The organism is Roseimicrobium gellanilyticum, from assembly GCF_003315205.1.
Classification (GTDB): domain Bacteria; phylum Verrucomicrobiota; class Verrucomicrobiia; order Verrucomicrobiales; family Verrucomicrobiaceae; genus Roseimicrobium; species Roseimicrobium gellanilyticum.
This window is the reverse complement of sequence record NZ_QNRR01000012.1, coordinates 90,607-108,196: the sequence shown is the minus strand read 5'-3', so window position 1 is coordinate 108,196 and position 17,590 is coordinate 90,607. Positions and strand designations below refer to the sequence as shown.

At 58.1% G+C, this 17,590-nt stretch carries 10 protein-coding genes; 2 read left to right on the top strand and 8 right to left on the bottom strand.

The window, feature by feature from the left end; all coding sequences use genetic code 11:
* Nucleotides 1–757: 757 nt before the first annotated feature.
* The gene (locus DES53_RS25775; protein WP_211325691.1) at nucleotides 758–2,197 is read left to right on the top strand and encodes a neutral/alkaline non-lysosomal ceramidase N-terminal domain-containing protein; all 1,440 of its coding nucleotides are present in this window, start codon (nucleotides 758–760) and stop codon (nucleotides 2,195–2,197) included.
* Between the two features lie 98 nt (nucleotides 2,198–2,295).
* On the opposite strand, the gene DES53_RS25770 is transcribed toward DES53_RS25775, so the two are convergent.
* The gene (locus tag DES53_RS25770; protein ID WP_211325690.1) at nucleotides 2,296–6,342 is read right to left on the bottom strand and encodes a beta strand repeat-containing protein; all 4,047 of its coding nucleotides are present in this window, start codon (nucleotides 6,340–6,342) and stop codon (nucleotides 2,296–2,298) included.
* A 262-nt stretch (nucleotides 6,343–6,604) separates the two neighbouring features.
* Entirely contained in the window at nucleotides 6,605–7,471 is an 867-nt protein-coding gene (locus tag DES53_RS25765; protein ID WP_113961214.1) for an AraC family transcriptional regulator, read from the bottom strand.
* Between the two features lie 297 nt (nucleotides 7,472–7,768).
* Between DES53_RS25765 and DES53_RS25760 the strand changes: the two genes are divergently transcribed.
* The gene (locus tag DES53_RS25760) at nucleotides 7,769–8,929 is read left to right on the top strand and encodes a XylR family transcriptional regulator (RefSeq protein ID WP_113961213.1); all 1,161 of its coding nucleotides are present in this window, start codon (nucleotides 7,769–7,771) and stop codon (nucleotides 8,927–8,929) included.
* Between the two features lie 87 nt (nucleotides 8,930–9,016).
* On the opposite strand, the gene DES53_RS25755 is transcribed toward DES53_RS25760, so the two are convergent.
* The 6 genes from DES53_RS25755 to DES53_RS32590 form a co-directional block, all read right to left on the bottom strand.
* Nucleotides 9,017–10,495: a Gfo/Idh/MocA family protein gene (locus tag DES53_RS25755; RefSeq protein ID WP_170157405.1), complete on the bottom strand. Its 1,479-nt coding sequence runs from the start codon at nucleotides 10,493–10,495 to the stop codon at nucleotides 9,017–9,019.
* Between the two features lie 82 nt (nucleotides 10,496–10,577).
* Nucleotides 10,578–14,663: a Verru_Chthon cassette protein A gene (vccA, locus tag DES53_RS25750; RefSeq protein WP_113961211.1), complete on the bottom strand. Its 4,086-nt coding sequence runs from the start codon at nucleotides 14,661–14,663 to the stop codon at nucleotides 10,578–10,580.
* A 19-nt stretch (nucleotides 14,664–14,682) separates the two neighbouring features.
* Nucleotides 14,683–15,354, bottom strand: coding sequence for a Verru_Chthon cassette protein D (gene vccD, locus DES53_RS25745; RefSeq protein ID WP_113961210.1), 672 nt, complete (start codon nucleotides 15,352–15,354; stop codon nucleotides 14,683–14,685).
* A 13-nt stretch (nucleotides 15,355–15,367) separates the two neighbouring features.
* Nucleotides 15,368–16,474 (bottom strand): Verru_Chthon cassette protein C, encoded by a 1,107-nt coding sequence (gene vccC / locus DES53_RS25740; RefSeq protein WP_170157404.1) that lies wholly within the window; start codon nucleotides 16,472–16,474, stop codon nucleotides 15,368–15,370.
* Nucleotide 16,475: 1 nt separating this feature from the next.
* Nucleotides 16,476–17,060, bottom strand: a complete 585-nt coding sequence (gene vccB, locus DES53_RS25735; RefSeq protein WP_113961208.1) for a Verru_Chthon cassette protein B — start codon at nucleotides 17,058–17,060, stop codon at nucleotides 16,476–16,478.
* A gap of 122 nt (nucleotides 17,061–17,182) precedes the next feature.
* The gene (locus tag DES53_RS32590; protein WP_147263617.1) at nucleotides 17,183–17,512 is read right to left on the bottom strand and encodes a hypothetical protein; all 330 of its coding nucleotides are present in this window, start codon (nucleotides 17,510–17,512) and stop codon (nucleotides 17,183–17,185) included.
* Nucleotides 17,513–17,590: the final 78 nt, after the last annotated feature.

Below are 17,590 nucleotides of genomic sequence, written 5' to 3'. Positions count from 1 at the left end.
GAACAAGCAGTTCGCACCGAAGCGAACGCTAACACAGCCAGGCCGAGCCAACGCAGAACGTTGGCTGGATTGCGGCGGGTTGGGGAGGACCTCTGAGGCATCGTGGAGCAAAAGGGTTGTGACAGCGGTGGAGTAAGACGCGCAAAGTGTCAACACTATTGTCCAATGTTACTAATAGTGTCGACACTTTTCGGTGCGCACAGCCAACATGGTTGTAAGCCGCCTCGGGAACATGCGGGGAGGTTTGGCATTCCTGGTTGCCCATCGCGCCAGGTTCAAAGAAGCTCCTGCCAACTTCAAGGTTTTGACTCCTGAGGAGAATGAGCAATGCAAAAACCGGCCGGACGAATCTCCGTGGCTGCCAAGACAGGAACCGGGAGTGCGGCCCTCCTGTTCGCTGCCCTACCAGTTGTATGCGGACGGCGCTTTGGATTCCGCACGCGAGTAGTTCGTGGTCAAGCTCGAAGCCAGGAACGAGATCTTTGGAGCGGCCGCTTCAGGCCAGTAACCAGAGCTGCTCCTGAACTTTTGATGAAGGAACGCCGATTGCGGGAAGTGGGAAGGGAATCGCGAGCCATGGGGAAGGGAAAAGTCGGAGAACTTCCAACACGGCATCAATGCGTGCTTATCCGAGCTCATAACTTTTTGATGATGTTCGCGCATAATACGAGGCACGTCGCTCGCGTAGGAGTCTTTGAACATCCCATTGCGTATCCAACGCAAAGGATTGTGTTTGAGCTCATATGATCTGGTACCCATGAAACTGGCCGCTTCCTTCTACATTGTCCTCGGCGTCCTCAGTCTGTCGTTCTTGCCCATCCATGCGCAGGAGAATCCGAAGCGTGTCTTCAAAGCCGGCGCGGCCACGAGTAACATCACGCCCCCACTGGGCATGGAGATCGTGGGGAACTTTGCGCCGAGGCCCATCGCGGCGCATGTGCACGACGAGTTGCATGCTCGCTGCCTCGTGCTTGATGATAGCACCACGAAGCTCGCTTTTGTGGTGGCCGACACCATTTCGTTGTCACGTGATGTATGGGACGAAGCCAAGCAGAAGATCGAGGCCACCACGGGCATCCCGGCCGCGAACATGATGTTCTCCGGCACCCACACGCATTCCAGTGTCTCCGCGCTCACCAATAGCGATCCGTCGCTGAACTACCGTCAGTTCATCATCTCGCGCGTCGTGGACGGCGTACGTCGCGCAGTGAATAACCTGGAACCCGCGCGCATCGCGTGGGGTTCGGGTCAACTGCCCCAGCATGTCTTCAACCGCCGTTGGAAGCTCAAGGAGGGTGTCACGAATCCGAACCCCTTCGGCGGGCAGGATCGGGCGGTGATGAATCCCAGCAGCCTGTTGATTCCACGTCTCGCCGGGCCTGCCGGTCCGGCCAATCCCGAGGTGTACTGCCTTTCCGTGCAGGCCACGGACGGACGCCAGATCGCACTGATGGCGAACTACTGGCTGCACTACGTCGGCGGCGTGCCTCGCGAACATTTGTCCGCGGACTACTTTGGCGAGTTCTCCCGGCAGGTGGAGTCGAAGCTCGCCGTTTCGGGTGAGCATGCGCCTGTGGTTGGCATGCTCGCCAACGGCCCCTGTGGCGACGTGAACAACAACGACTACAGCGGCAAGACAAAAGCGGTGAAACGTGAGCCGTATGAGAAGATCAAGCTCGTCGCCGGTGATCTCGCCACGGAAGTATTGCGCGTCCGCGGGACGCTGGAACATCAGGATTGGGTGCCGTTGAAGGCGACCGTGGAAAATCTCGAACTGGCATCCCGTCGTCCCACGCCGGAGATGGTCAAGTGGGCGAAGGAAGTGCTGGCGAAGCCCAAGGACGCCACACCGGTCCATCGCCTGGAGCAGCCTTATGCCGAGCGCACGATGGCCGCCTACAATGCAAAGCCCGAAAGCGTCAGTTGTGTGATGCAGGCCTTTAGCATCGGCAATCTCGCCATCGCCGCCATTCCGTTCGAGGTCTTCACGGAGATCGGCTTGGAGATTAAATCCCGCAGTCCCTTCAAGCAGACCTTTACCATCGAACTGGCGAATGGCAGCAACGGCTACCTGCCCACGCCCGCGCAGCACGAGCTCGGTGGTTACGAGACCTGGCTCGGTACGAACCGGGTTGAGCGCGAGGCCTCGGTCAAAATCGCGACGAAGATTCTGGAATTGCTCGAACGGTTGAAGTGAGCCATGTAGGCATGGTTTTCCCTCGCCTCGAGCGTGCTTGTGGATGCCCAGGCTGCCGTCTTGCCCCGCACATGGGTGTCAGGATCATGTGGCTATCTTCAGTACTGCCTCGATTGGCGTCTGCGAGTGAGGGCGATCAATGCACCAAAGAGGACGAGTACGGCGCGCTGGGGCTCAGGCACGACACCCATGACCACGACCACTCCCAAGCCAGAAGAATCAATAAGATCGTAGTTCCAGTACATGGTGGGATTGATGGAGGTGAGATCGGGTAGGCTCCACATGGTGTGGGACGTTGCTCCGGTCAGGTTCAGGGAGGCAAAGTCCAGCAGGAAAAAGACATCTCCCACGGCCGGCAGGTAGCCGTTCACAAAGTTTACTTCAATGGCGTCGGTGCTGGCGATGTTGAGTTCCCCGGTGATGATGAGTTGGTCGTGATTTCCGGCGGTTTCCAACTCATCTGCGAATACGGTGGGGATGTCTGCTACTGAATAGCTGCCGAGGTTGAAGGTGGCTCCGGCGACATCCAGCACGACAGCCGCGGGACCCGCCAGGTCGAGATTACCTGCGATGGTCAGGCTGCCGATCTGGGAACCGCTTGCTCCGGTGGGGGAGAGCGTGCCCTGGTTGCTCACCAACACATTCCCCGTGACCACCCCGGATCCCTGAAGGCGCGCATCGGCTTTGACATGGATGTCGCTGTAGAAATGCTGGGTGTCGACGCGGAGCGTACCATTGTGAATGGTGGTCGTGCCAATGCTGTCGGTCCCGGTCGCGGTGCTGGCTACCCGGGAGTTCGCGCTGAGGACCACCGTGCCTGTCGGAGACGATTCGTAGTAGTTCAAGGTTCCGCCACTGGTGTTGGGATTGATGAAATCGTTGACGCTCAATCCTCGTGACCCGGTAACGACAATGCTGTTGGCAAAGGTGGCGCTCCCGTTGCCCTCCGAAACAAGGTTCAACGTTCCAGAGTCCTTTTCCAGCGCCTGGATTCGCCCGGTGAAGACGGCGTCGTAGGCCTCGCCTTGATGATTGATTTGACCCACGCTGAGCTTCTCCGTGAGCGTGGTGTTGGCCGTGTCGTTCATGGTGATAGCACCGTTGAAGGTGAAGTCACCGCGAAGCAGAAAGGCCGTGGTGTGGTTGCTCCCGATAGGGACTTCAGCCACGAGGATCTCGGAAACATTCTGCCACGCGACCCCGCTCGCATTGGCTGCTGCCACTACGATCTCCGAGCCGTAGCGCGGGCGCACCCGGCCAGTGAAGTTCATCGTCTCTCCTGTAAAGATCATCTGCTGGTTGTTCTGAGCAATCAATTGCAGATTGGTGCTTGCGGTGCCCCCGGTGATGTCGCCGGAAAGAACGAGCTGCCTTTGCGCACCGCCGGCCTGGATGAGGATGGTGGTGGCGGCGGGGACGTTGATGTGAAGGTTGTAGCCAATGTCGGATACCACCCCACCGGCCAGTTGATTGGCAGTCGCGGCCGTGATATCCCAGGTGTAGAGGGCGGCTGCGGTGTTCTGGAAATGGATGGTCTTGTCAAACGCGCCAAGTCCGTCGGCGTATGTTTGTGTGATGTATCCAGATTTCCAGTAGATGTCTCCAATGAAGGTGTTGTGGTTGGTGAAGGAGATCATCCCTGCACTGGAATTGCTCGTGGTATCGATGTAGAGATCGCCATCTCCACTGACGATTCCGTTGAAGAGAATTCTTCGTTGGGAGGTCGTCATGGTGGCGCCGTTGTTGCGGGTGATGGTGGTGTCATCATCCAGTACGATATTTGCGGAAACGGACAGGTTGCGCGTGGTGTTCGCCTCAACGGGCAACATGTTGAACGTAAGCGTGGGATTGACGCCATCCTTCGCTTGAAACACCAGGGTGCCGTTGCCACCCAGTTCCTTCACGTTGATACCATAGTCGGCAGTGTCGACGGTCAGACTATTGAGATAGTAGGTGTTGCCCGCCAGGGTGAGTGAGTCGCCGTTGAGATCATTCGTCGAGAACACCACGCGGGAAGCGTTGCCAGAGACGGTACTCGGCACACCTTGGGACCAGTTGGCAGCCGTTGCCCACGAGTTGTCATTCTCCGAAGCTGCGCCAGTCCACGTGTTGGGTGCCATGACGACGAGGAGACCGTGACTGTCGAAGTAGCTGAGGTCCCAGTACAGGGACATGCTGGAAAGGTCGGGCAGATCCCAGAGCTCACCGAGGCTCAGAGGCGATCCCGAGTAGGTGATGCTCCCGCCGATGTCCATCAAGTGAAAGACATCTCCCAGCACCGGGACATAGCCTCCTGTAAACTGGAGCCGGAGGGAATCTGCCTGTGCCACACTCAGATCGGATCCAATGGACAGGTAATCATGGTCGCCCAGTTGAGCCAGGGTCACTTCATCAAGCAGGGGAATGCCAGCGAGGTCGATCACGTGGAAGGAGGCTCCAGAGACCTGCAAAAGGATGGAGGCATTTGGAGAGAGTGTGACTCCACCGCTGATGTACAGGGCGCCATTGTTGCTGGCAAAGGTGGGGCTGGTAGTTCCGGCGCCGGGCTCGAGGACACCGCCACTGAGCACAGAGACATTCCCCGTGATGATCCCTGAACCCGCAAGGCGGGCACCGCTGCGCACAGAGACGTCACTGTAAAAATCCCGGGTATTGACCACCAGTGTGCCGTTGTGGATTTCAGTCATGCCAACAGCACCAGTGCCGGTGCTCGTGCTGGCCACGCGGGAGGAGGCGGAGACTACCACGGTGCCGGTGGGCTTGGTTTCATAGTAGTTGAGCGTGCCTCCGCTGGTCGCGGTATTGATCACCTTGTTGATGTCGATACCCTGCCCATTTACCACAGCGATGCTGCCATTGAAGGTGGCACTGCCACCGCTTTCAGAGACGAGGTTGAGGCTGCGGAAGTCCTTTTCTTTGATGTCCACGGCGCCATTGAAGGTGGCATCATAGGACGTGCCTTGGTAGTTGATCTGTCCGACCGAGAGGGTGTCAGACGCGGTGGTGGTGTCACTCACCACGATCCCTCCATTGTAGATATAGTCGCCTCGCAGTACAAATACCGACTGCTGGGTGCCTGTGCCGGCAGTTGTGTCTCCCAATGTGAAAGAGGTGATATTCTCCCACGCCACGCCAGTCGAGCTATTGGCGTTCGCGAGCACGATTTCGGAACCGAAGCGGGCACGGGCAGTGCCTTTGAAATCCATCTGTGCCCCTGTGAAGATGAGTTGCTGGTTGGCCTGTGCAATGATGTCCAATCTGTTGCCAGCGATACCTCCAAGAAGATCACCAGCGATAACCAGCTGTCTCTGCGTGGTGCCGGCGTGGAGCAGGAATGATCTTGCGACAGTCCCTGTCGAGTTGAAGTTCAGGTTGTAATCCAGTGCGCTCGCCACCCCGCCGGTCAGTTGGTGGGCCGTGGCAGAGGTCAGGTCCCAAGTGAAGTTGCTGTCACTCAGATGGATGTTCTTGCCAAACGTGCCGAAGCTGTCCGCATAGGTCAGAGCGATATAGCCAGTCTGCCAGTACACGTCTCCAGTAAAGGTATTGTGACCGCCGAGGATGATGCTGGTGCCAAGGGAACCCGTTGTGCCCGGATGGAGGGTCAGCGTGCCTCCGCCACTGATGACACCATTGAGAAATACACGGCGAGTCTCCGTGCTGGAGCCTGTGCCAGTGCGATTGATGGTCAGGTTCGACGCCAGCTCGATGTCGGTAGTGAGAGTGATGTTCCTCTGGCCGAGGGAGCCAGCGTTGAGCATGTTGAACGTCATCACTGCCCCTGCTCCGCTGAATACCAGCTTCGAGCCTGCAGTACCGGGTGCCACCAGGGAGTGATTGGTGATCGAGTTGTCAGCCTGATTCACAGTCAGGCTGTTGAGATAGTAGATACCGTCCAGCGTGGTGGGCGTGGTATTCATGCCGCCAGTTCCGAAGACGACACTGCTGGGAGCGGCGCTGGAGTCCGTGGTGGGAATGCCGGACGTCCAGTTCCCGGATTTGGACCAGGACTTGTCCACGGCGCCTGTCCATGTGGTTTGCGCTTGGGCGGAAAGGGTGCACAGGGCACTCGCGACAAGGCTTGTGCAGAAACGGAGCACGTGATGCGCGCGAGGGAGGGGGAGGGTAGTGGGAGATGTCAGCACGGTGATTGAAGTCGGGGTACTTGTCACTTAGCGCGAACCATGCCCGCCTTTGAAACAGGCCTGCGATTATCCGATCTATTGTGACTCTTTTTCGGTGGTTGGGCGGGGTCTTATGCAAAACACAGACTGTTGCCGGAGTGATAAGGCTGCCATCGAAGCCTTCGCACTGATGCTGACGACGAACGATGGCCCGGCGCACGACGTCTCATTCCATGTGAAATGACGATGTCTGTATCGCCCATATCGGTGCGTCATCACACATTCACGCGCCAGCCGCGTTCAGGGCTCGTCGGCGGTACATCCTTGGTGAAGTGCCTGTCAGCTTTCGGAACTGCCTCTCAAAGTTGGCCATGGACTCGAAGCCGCACTCCGCCGCGATTTCACTCACCGTGGCATCCGTTTCCCTGAGCAGGCGGCAAACGCGAGAGATGCGGAAGCTGTTCAAATAGGCGGGAAACGTCTTGCCAATGTGGAGTCTGAAATAGCGGCTGAGCCGTGCCGGGCTCATCTCCACGTGAGTGGCGACGTCCCTCAAATAGATCTGCCTCCCGATGCGCTTCCTGAGGTACTCATCGACGCGCTCCATGCGGCTGTGCACCGCCGTCGTGGATGCCCGGCATCCCACCGCGGAGATCCGTGACAGCTCATTGCTTGTGCTTAGCAGAATGAGGATTTGGAACACCTGAATCGCACGCTGCAGCCCTTGCTTCTCCGGAAGCGAAAGGATCAGGCTGGCCACCTGGTTGCGTGTTTCGCCGGTCACGTGAATCCCATGGGACGCCATGGCGAAGAGGTCCTCCATCCGCGCGTCCGATGTCTTCAGCCAGTCTCCCAGGGTATTGGCATTGAACTTTATCGAGATGGCTTCCACGGGCCTCCGCGGCGTGCCTTGGCGCGTCCGGTTGCTGTACCCGTGGCGGACATTGGGCCCGAGCAAGACGACGGTGCCTGGTGTGATTGGCGAAATGTTCTCACCAATACAGCGATAGGTCGCTCCCGAGATGAAGAGCAGGATTTCGATTTCTTGGTGCCGGTGCCAGGGGCAATCTCCCCCTCCGCTAATCCGGGTGCATATGACTGCTTCAGGCGAGGGGTGGGAATCGACAAGTCTTGGGCCTGTTACTTTCATGGGGGGAACTGGATTCCGCGAGCTGTGCAGCTGGCAGCCTCCGTTTTTGGGTAGTACCACCCAGATGCGGAATGGCAGCAGGGTGATGGGTTTTTGGGGTGTCCGCCCCTCCAAGTAGCGATTTTTGGGCCGCCTACGGTCCGAGTTCGTATATTAAAGTGCCACTTTTTATCCAGTGTCCCAATGCCCTCGCGAAACGTTCCCTCGCGATACTTTTCGTGTAGAAACAGTTCTTTATGTACTAGGAATCGAGTTTGAAGAGTCCTTGTTGGTAGCGCTTAATTACCACTTTTATTCATGCGTCGTGTAGCTCTTTTCATAGAGACCTCCAGAGAGTACGGCCGGGGGTTGCTGCGAGGCATTATCCGGTATGAACGCGAGCATGGGCCGTGGCGAATCTACTTCCGTCCAGGGGGACTGAGCGAGCCGGCTCCCGAGTGGCTGGCCTCTTGGGGTGGGGACGGGATCATCGCTCGCGTGACGACCATGGAGTTGGCCCGGGCGATCCAGGAATCAAAATCGGCGGCGATTGACTTGTGGGCTGGCATTGAAGGTTTGCCCCTTCCCACGGTTGGAATCGACAACGAGGCGCTTTCAGAGATGGCGTTCACCCATTTGATGGAGCGCGGCTATCGCCATTTTGCCTACTACGGTCCTCCGCGGGGTGAGCACTATTATTATGATTTGCGCTGCGACGATTATCTCAGGGTCTTGAGGAGACACGGATTTGATGACTGCGCCTTGTACACGTACCCCGAAGGCAGCGTGTCCATGGATTGGGAGTTGGCGCGCGCTCATCTCGCCAGTTGGGTTTCCAGCCTGCCTCGACCCACAGCCATCATGGCCTGCCATGATGATGTGGGCCTGCAACTGCTCGAAGCCTGCCACGACGCGGGAGTGAGCGTTCCAGACGAGATTGCGGTTCTCGGCGTCAATAACGATGAATTCCTCTGCAGCCTGTCCAGCCCTCCGCTTTCCAGCGTGGACATGGGCTCGGAGCACGTCGGATATGAATCCGCAGTTCTTCTGGATCGCATGATGCACGGTGAAAAGGTTTCGCGCCTTTGGACGCTCTTCCCGCCTCGCGGTGTGACCGTCAGGCAATCAACTGACATCGTATCGGTGAGTGATCCGGTGGTGGCCCGCGCGGTGCGCTTCATCCGCGATCGTGCCTGCAGTGGACTGCAGGTGGAGCAGATCCTACGGCACGCATCCACTTCCCGCACGGCCTTGTACCGCCGCTTCAAAGAGCAGCTTGGGCGTTCGCCCAAGGAAGAGATCACCCGGGTCAGGTTGGAGAGGGCGAAAGATTTGCTCAAGCGTACCAAGCTCAGCATCGCCCAGGTCGCTTCGCGCACCGGCTATGCAGAGTCCAAGTACTTCATCGAGGTGTTTGCCCGGGAGACAGGCATGACTCCTCTCACCTTCCGCAAGCTCGGAGCGGCTCGAGGCTCGTAACCGCCGTCCGGTGGGCGCGCGACAGTCCAATGAAAATGAGTCTGGAGCCCTGGCGATGCGGGGCTCCACGTCGAATCTCGAAGTCAGCTAGCTGACCATGCTCAACTCAAATCCTTTCCTGTACGTGTCGCTTTCGGCGATGGCATTGGCTTCCACAGCGAACTCACCCTCAAACTTGAGTGTGCGTGGGTTGAACTCCAGGAAAGGCCCAAGCACGGGAGGCGCAGCCGTGAGATCAATCTTGTTTGCGGCGAGGTTCGTCACAAAATTCCCCACTGTCTCAAGAGCCAGAGCATTTCCAGAAACACGCTCCCTTACGACGTCTACAGAGGCCTCGCGACCGATTCGGTAGCTGATGTTGGCCATGTGGGCCAGTGCGGCAGCCTGGAATCCATGACTGATGTCCAGGTTGTCATGAATCTGCTTCCCGCTTCGAATGGAGGCGATGAAGTTGCTCATGTGTTCGCTGCCATCGTTGAGCGGGAATTTCACGCCATTCCACTTGCCATCGAGGTCGTATGCCTTGGATTCCGCAATGTAGCCGCCTTCGCAGTGGTAGACGTTGCCGATGCGCACACCCTTGTAGTCCGGTTCCCAGCCTTTCTGCCAGTTCATATCCGCGCGGGGAAGGCCGCGGTTGTCAAACAGAAGGGGAGCCACATCCTTGCCGTAGTCGAATAGCGCGAACTGGTTGTTCGGTGTCTGGCCATTGTCGGTATAACCCCAGCGACGGCCAAAGCTGATGACCCGCAGGGGCAACTCCACGGGATTCCCAAGGGCGCGACGGGCCACGTCCAACTGATGAGGTCCGTTGTTTCCGATGTCGCCGTTGCCATAGGCCCACTGCCAGTGCCAGTCATAGTGGAACTGCTCACGCATCACGGGCGCCATTTCTCGCGGACCGCACCAGAGATTGTAATCCACCGTCGCGGGCGGGGATACTGGACCCGCTACGGTGCCGATGGATTGACGCGCACGGAAGTTCATGGCGCGTGAGAGCACGGTCTTGCCGATCGCGCCGGTTTTGAGATACGCCTCGGCCGCATTCCAGCCGGGGTCAGAGCGCCGTTGCATGCCATGCTGCAAGATGAGCTTGCCGGACACTTTTTTGCCTGCCTCGACCAGCATTGCGCCCTCATGAAGGTTGTGGCACACGGGCTTCTCCACGTACACATGCTTCCCTGCGGCGAGGGCCGCGAGAGCGATGACTGTGTGCGTGTGGTTCGGTGTCGCAATGGTGACGGCGTCAATCTCAGGATCCTCCACCAACTTGCGGTAGTCGGAGTATTTTTTGACCTCGATATTCCGTCCTTTGAGCAGTGCGACCTGCTTGTCCATGACCGCACTGTCTACATCGCAGAGAGCCACGATTCGCACGCCCTTGATTTTTAGTAGCGATTGAATGTGCCCCGCGCCTTTCGAGTTGAATCCAATGACGGCGATGCGCACGTCACTGTTTGCGTTTTGGGTCTCAGCCCACATGCGTGCGGAGAGGCCGGCACTGGCGAGAAGGGTGCGCTTGATGAGACGACGACGGGTGTATTCTGAAGTGGTAGTGCGGGGCATGAGAGAGCGTGGTACGGCGTGCGAATGCTTTGTAGTGATGGCCGGTGCCTCGCATGGGGAGGCACCATTGGTGCTGGAACAGTTATCTCCTGAAGTTGCGGATATTCCGGATGCGCCAGGTATAGAGCGTATCGAGTGATTTCGCCGTCGGGAGCGTGCCGGAGTCTGCTTTTCCAAGGAAGTCATAGTCCGGAGTGGACAGCTCAGGGTCATTCGGATCGATGGCGCGCTCGATGAGGGCGTCACCCTGAGACTCGCCGGTAACCACATCCTTCTCCGGGTCAAAGGTGGTGGGTTCACCGCTTCGTGCCTTCCGGATGCTCTGGACGAGGTAGTGGACGCGGAAGGTGTTCGAGCGGGTGGTGAGCCTGGGATAGAGATTCGCGTAGGGCCGTTCCAGCGTGTTGTCCCCGCTCAGGCGGTGCTCATTCCAGAAGGCCCTCATCTGGGTGTTCAGGCTGGAGATGCTCGTGGCGCTGATGTTGGTGCCTTCTGGCACGAGGAATTGCTCGCAGATCTCGCCTGCGCTCTTGAAGAACTGGCCCGCATTGAAGCGCTCTTCCCATTGGAAGAGGGTTTGATCCACATTGATCCGTCTGCGCCATCCAGCATTTCCAGAGGCCGAGTTATACTCCTTGTACGTTGCGCCCGCGGTCGTGGGGATGGCCAGGAGACGTTCACTTTTCATGAGCGCGTGCAGTCCGGTGGCACGCTTGATATGGGTAAAGGGCACGATGCGGTAGTTCATATTGATCTTTCCCGCCGTCGAGAAGGGTTCGCTGATGGCATAGGGCTGCAATACCGGCATCCAGAACCAATCCAGAATGGCGTGATCCGGGGGCGCGCCTGGCATGGCGCCGCTGATGGATTTGCCCTTCTCGCCCAGATGACTCGTGTTGCTCATATTCGGTCGGAAGAGGTAGGTGGTCCATGGCAATCCCGTGACCGCTCCGGAGGAGATGCTGCCGAACATGACGGCAGATGGAATCATCTGATTCGGCGCGGAAGTCTGGTTCACTTCCTTGGAAGTGACTCCGTCCCAGGGGCGGGAAGTGAAGTAGGGCGGGATGTTTCCATCTGCTTGCTGCGCGACATCGTCGGGCCTGTTCCAATAGGCGCCGTCGGGTGCTATGCCGGTGCCGTTGTCCCAGTCGCGAGTTTCGGAGGGGTCGACACTGTAGGTGTAGCCGCCGGGCTTGCCGGGGAAGAACTGTGGAGAATCGGGCGAGCGGCTGAAGTCCGGCTGGGAGCTCTGCGTGTAGGCGACACCAGCCACGAGTCCACGTGCGGGACGCGCATCCACCGGAGCTGCTCCACCGCTTGTGTCGCGGGGATCTCCATGTTGCTGCCTCTCCCATTCTCCACCAGACTTTGTGAAGGAGTGGATCTGACGCTTGTTCATGGCGGAGGCAGCATTCGGTTCACCGGGATTCCAGTCGGGATGGGGGGTGAAAAGGCTCTGCGTGGCGTCGTAGCTCTTTTCATACTCGCGCAGGGAGACCAGGCGATTGTCTCCGTGGCGCACCACCCAGGTGCGCACGGTATCTGCAGGGTCGATGATTTCCGGGTTGAGCCCACGGTTTGCAGTAGCAGCTTGGACACGCGCCCCCCAGGTGGCTGCCCGGTTGATCGGCTCGGTGGGCACGGGTACCGTCATGCCTGCGGGAATGGCGACGTGATGACGGATGCGTGAGTGCGCCGGACCGTAGCGCGTGTACCCACTGTAGACTCTGAGCACCGTGCCACTGGGCCCGAGTGTCATGCGTGTGTCTTCACTGGGTACGAGGAAGAAGCCGCGGCTGTATTGGTTGCCATAAGCCCTGGTCGGGCTCTCGAAGTCCGCTTGGTAGAAGTTGTCGAGCCCGATCTTCGCCACGTTGTCGGCATAGCCCGCGTTCGCGTTGATGGATGCGGGGCTCGTGGCATCAACAAACATATGCCGCCCGCCAGAGCCACCCCAGCCGACCCACCATCCTGCTTGGGAGAGTTTTGCTGCCTGGCCGGTCGCGGGGAGCGCGGTCATGTAACTCATGTGCGGGTAGGTGTGATTCCAGCGACCCCACTTGTTGAAGGCAGCCTGCGCATAGCCAGGGGCCGTCCCTGTGACCTGTCCACCGGGGAGTCTTCCGGTGCCCGTGGTGGCGCTGGTGGTGATGCGCAGGGTGGTCAAGTTCTCCACCAGCATACCCCCGTTTGGCCCAATCATGGCATAGCCCTGGCTGGGGCAGAAGCCCTCGAAGACCGTGCCCACTTGGATTGCCTTGTATCCTTTGGGAAGATTGAGCTGGTTGCTGAGAGCGGCGTTGTATTTGGTGCCATCTTGCTTGTGTTCCGCAGCAAGGCTGAATACCAGGCCAAACTCAGAAAGCGTGTAAATGCGATTCAGCGCATTGGCCCGGATGAGAGGATCTTCTTCCAGGTAACCGGACAGCGGCTGGGGCAGGGCTGAGGTTGCCACGTTGATGATCTGACCGTGCGTTTCGGAGCCGCCGAGGTTCGTCGTGCCCCAGAGGGAACCGTCATAGGAAAGAACCTGTTCCCCCGTCGTGGAACGGGTGGTGTCGTGGATGTTTGTCTGGCGGATGTACTCGAGCATCGAGAAGATGCCCACGGCCATGTTTCTCCGGCCGTACTTGTCATCCATGGAGGCAGCGTAGCCCTGCCCAGTTTCCTTGCTCAGGGCGTAGAGATAGCGGGACAGAGTGGCGTTGCCCTTGAGGATATTGAGATTGGTTCCGGTACTGCTATCGCTCCCATACTCGGTCAGGGCGCTATAAGGCGAGGCGTAGCGCCGGTAAAAATAGGCCTTCCCGCCAAGCGTGGCGGCGAAGATGTTCAGCCTGTCGAAGGAAGTGTAGCGCTTCGATGTGGTGTCAGGATCCCAGCTTGTGGGCCAGATCGACATGCGGGGAGTACCCCGGGCGGTGGTCTCCGGAGCTCGGCTCTCCGCCGTGAGGAAGAACCGAAGCCGTGCCAGACGCGCGGGATCATCCGCGAAGAGGGGTTGCACGGTACGCTCCGCGGCAGGAATGTTGCCTGGAGCCTGCATCAGGAACTCGTCGACGCTGGCATAGAGCCTATCTTTGTCATATGCGACGGGATTTGGCTGTCCTCCGAGGATACCGGTCAGTGGCGCAGCCGGCGTATTCTGAGACCTCATGTTCACACGAGGCGTCATTTCGTAGATCTGCTGGAGTTTGGTCCTTCCATCAGGCGTGGTGGGGTCCAGGCGCTGACCGGGGAGGAATATGCTGCTAAGACTCGTGGATGCAGGGTGCCCCCCGAACCGTTGCACTTCATTCCGCACTGGCGACTTCTGGGCATACTCCACATCTTCCGGAGTGGCTGCACGCGGGGTGTCCCAGTAGATTCCTTCACTGGCGGTATTGATATTTACCTTGCTGGATTCATCATCCGTCCAGAAAGCCACGCGACCTGAGATGGGATTCCCAGGGCCTGGCATGGAGGCCACGCCCTGATTTTGAAAGGGTACGAACCTTTTGGTTTCTGGATCGAGAACTCCGTACGTGCCATTGGCGAGGACATAAATCCACCGGACGGGCATGGGGAGCCGCTGGTCCTGGGGAGACCCGGTGCCTGCCAGGTGCACACCGCTGACGTTCGCTTGCGACACGGCGAGACTGTTTGAATAGCGAAATCCTTCCGGAGTCTTGCTGCCCGGATAGACTGGCACCGCGGAATCCATGGCGCGGGGGTCGAGGATAGGGAAGGAGACTTCCCCGTTATCTCGAATAGCGGGATCGTTGAGATCCGCATATACCTCGGGCATGGACTTCCAGTTGGTGGGCATGTCATCCTCAAGATTCTGCCCTGCCGCCGTGAGCCCCTGAGCTCCTGAAATCATATTCGAGGCGCTGTAGAGTTTGTAGATTCTCGACGGAGTTCCCTCGTTTGCGGTGTAGGTCCGGACAGCGCCAGGCTGAGAGATCCAAACCGCATTCTGCTCGGTAGTTCCATGTCGGAGCTGTCCGATGGCGATGTTCACGGCGACATCTCGCAGACTGCCGACGTCCTGGGCTGCGGCTTGTGAGGTTGAAGCGAGGTATTGTTGGTTGGAGAGGCTGAAGAACATCACGACGATGATCGTGGTCAGCGCGATGATCAGCAGTACTGGAACCAGTACTATTCCACTGGGACGGGGATTCATAGATGGGGGCTGGTCTAGGCTACCGGCGATAGATGCGGCAGCGCGCCGTAGAGGGGTCAATCTGGATGGCGGCGTAGTCGGGGGGGAGTGTCTCGGCGTTGAGTTTCTCTTGCCGGGCCATGGTGAGCATCCATTTCTCTGCGGTGGGAAGGGTGCATCGTCCTTCCGGAAGGAACGCAAAGGAGACGTACTGCCTTTGCACTCCGCTGGCATCGAGCATCACTCCCGAATTGGGTCCGCTACGCCACGAGAGCAGCGTGGAGAAGGTGCTGCTGTCATGGAAGACGAATCCAGATGGCAGTCGATCAATCGCGTCTATCGCTTTGAAGCCCGGATCATAGCTGCCGGCGACTGGGGTCTTGTAACCAGCGGCATCCGGATCACTGATGCTTTCGGTGAAACCCAGTTGCACCCCGTTCCACACCACTTCACCGAACTCGTTTTCTCCTTGAACGATGCGCACCGTGACGCTGCGATTGGTCGTGATCGCAGTTTGTCTCGCGCTTTCCATCTGTCCTTTGACCTGCTGGATGGCCTCCCGGAAATTCATGGAGTCAGCGACATTGCTGGAGAGGCCGCCGGCCGCGGTCAGCATGATGCCCATGATGGTGACCACGAGGAGGATTTCGATGAGGGTGAATGCGTGTGGTCTGGGGATGGGGATCGTGCGCGTGTAGTTTGTCATCTGCATGCTTGTTGGGGGGTCAGGGGTTGGATGTCCACTTTGAGTTGCGCAGGCGTACGGTTGAAGTGAAGACGCGGTACCTCAGCTTTTGCTCGACCAGATTGGCTTCAAGAGCGGCAAGATCCGATTCGTACTTCGTGACATCCGTGAAGAGGCTTGCCGGATACAGGGGGGGCATGTTGTCGCCGTGCGTTTCTGCCAATGTCTGGGCGGAAGTCTCTGAAAGCGCCACCAGGGTGATGCGGACAAGCGGGGGAAGCTTGTGACGTGTGCGCTCCATCAGCTCCTGGCTGCCGCGGTTGTGCTGATAGGCGCGAGTGTCGTAGAAGTAGTCCGGAGCAAGTTCTGTCGCCTTCTCCGGCGCTCCCTCCTGCGAGGTGACCAGGGGAGTGATGACCAGTGCTACAATGTTCTCTGCGAGCGTATGTGAATGTCCGCCATTAACCCCGGAGCGGAACCATCCGTAAATATCCTGCTCAGTGGTCTTTTCGTTCAGCTTTGCCGTATAAGTCTGGAGCAGTTCGGCTGGGACCTGCAGTTCCTTCAGGCGATATCGGTACTTGCTCGGACTGGCATTCCCGGCATTCAGGAAATCGGCTCGGGTTCCTGCATCATCTCCGAACTCAAGATGGTATCCCCAGCTGTTGAGCAGAGTGCCCATCTCGGTCAGTCCTGAGGTGTCCGTGAAGCCGTAGGCACCATGGAAAAAGATCGCGTGACCAGGGTGGTTGTCCCCTCCAATCAGGGCTCCCGGAGGTCCCGCCGCAGGACCGCAGATGAAATGCAGATCTGATTCCAGGCCATATCGGATGGGTACCTGGCTGGTATCCTGAGGAGTCCCAGGGTACACGAAATCATAGTACGGATTGATCTCACAAGCGGAGAGGCGGCGGATGATGCTGTCAAATGCGGCCTGGGACTCTTGGAACTGACTGGAGCGCGACTCGGCGACGGAAAGGTTCTTCAATACAGCGTCAAGCATTTCTGCCATCGCGACCATCACGATGGAAACGATGGCAATGCTGAGCAGCATTTCCACCAACGTGAATCCCTGGCGGGGCCTTGCTGTACCAAGTTGAGTGCGGGCCGCCGAGAGTGGGTGATTCTCTATGGGGGAGTGCTTCATCTCAGGCATCCTTGCCGGTGTTCGTGACCAACCCATGTCCTACCCTGACGGTGGACGGTACGGGCTTGCCATTTTCGAGGGCGGATAGTGCTTCACTGAAAGCCCGGTCGCCGCTATCACTCATCGCTGGACACACCACGGTGGTGACTTTGCGGTGCATGGCATTGGCGATGCTGGATTGGGTGGCCAGTATCACTCCCGGCGAGGAGACATACACGCGACCTACAAATGTGGCGGAAGGATTTGCGGAGTCTGCCTCCTTCAGTGTACTGCCTTGGTCATCGAAATAGACGGTCCGCCCATTCCATTGGTCAAGCTCACTCCATTCACTCTGCTGCACCTCACTCATGAGTTGATTGGTGATGCGCGAGCCGATGACATTGACTCCGGCCTTCTGCCCGGTCTCCAATCCGATCGAGAGAAGCCCAAGCAGCGGAAGCATGACGGAAACGAGCAAGCCCACCACGATCATCACTTCCACCAAGGTGGAACCACTGTCGGACTTGTGGATGTGCTGGGAAAAGTTTGGAATAAATTGTTTCTGGGAAGAATGTTGTCCGTGGTATGATGAAATATTATATTTCATAGCTTTTTTGGACTTCCTTCATAGCTCCATCCATGCCAACATCTCCATCCGGTTAGGAGCCAAAGTGTGCGTTTTATGCTCTTTTTCGGCACTCTACTCAGAGGGAACCTGTGAAACACGCGTCAGCACGCATTTTCTGATTTCACAGCGCTTATTGGTGTTTCGATAGCTAAAGGAGGGCCCCTTTTTGAAGATAAGCGTTCTTGAGACAACTCTCTGTTGAGTCCAAGCTCAACGTGGGCGTCCAGCAATCCATTGAGCGTTTCCGTTCGGTTGGGGAGCTCTGCGAGATTGCCTACTTTGAGCGATTCAGTGAATGCGTTGTAGAGCGACCAGATATTCCGGGGCTCAAATGCCTCGCAGCGTGGTTTGCGCCACTCATGAAGCATGGAGGGAATGAGCCGATTGCTGCCCACGCCGCCGTGCGTGGTGCGGATGACGAGTTCGTGCATGCTGGTGTCGTCGAGGCGTATCCATGATAACCATTGGAGGGGTCGTTTTTGTCCTCAAAAATTCTGCCTTTGCTCATC

Bases quoted from the DNA above. Each gene is read 5' to 3' on its own strand.
- DES53_RS25775 (WP_211325691.1), top strand. From the start codon at position 758: ATGAAACTGGCCGCTTCCTTCTACATTGTCCTCGGCGTCCTCAGTCTG.
- DES53_RS25765 (WP_113961214.1), bottom strand. From the start codon at position 7,471: ATGAAAGTAACAGGCCCAAGACTTGTCGATTCCCACCCCTCGCCTGAA.
- DES53_RS25760 (WP_113961213.1), top strand. From the start codon at position 7,769: ATGCGTCGTGTAGCTCTTTTCATAGAGACCTCCAGAGAGTACGGCCGG.
- DES53_RS25755 (WP_170157405.1), bottom strand. From the start codon at position 10,495: ATGCCCCGCACTACCACTTCAGAATACACCCGTCGTCGTCTCATCAAG.
- vccA (WP_113961211.1), bottom strand. From the start codon at position 14,663: ATGAATCCCCGTCCCAGTGGAATAGTACTGGTTCCAGTACTGCTGATC.
- vccD (WP_113961210.1), bottom strand. From the start codon at position 15,354: ATGCAGATGACAAACTACACGCGCACGATCCCCATCCCCAGACCACAC.
- vccC (WP_170157404.1), bottom strand. From the start codon at position 16,474: ATGAAGCACTCCCCCATAGAGAATCACCCACTCTCGGCGGCCCGCACT.
- vccB (WP_113961208.1), bottom strand. From the start codon at position 17,060: ATGAAATATAATATTTCATCATACCACGGACAACATTCTTCCCAGAAA.
- DES53_RS32590 (WP_147263617.1), bottom strand. From the start codon at position 17,512: ATGCACGAACTCGTCATCCGCACCACGCACGGCGGCGTGGGCAGCAAT.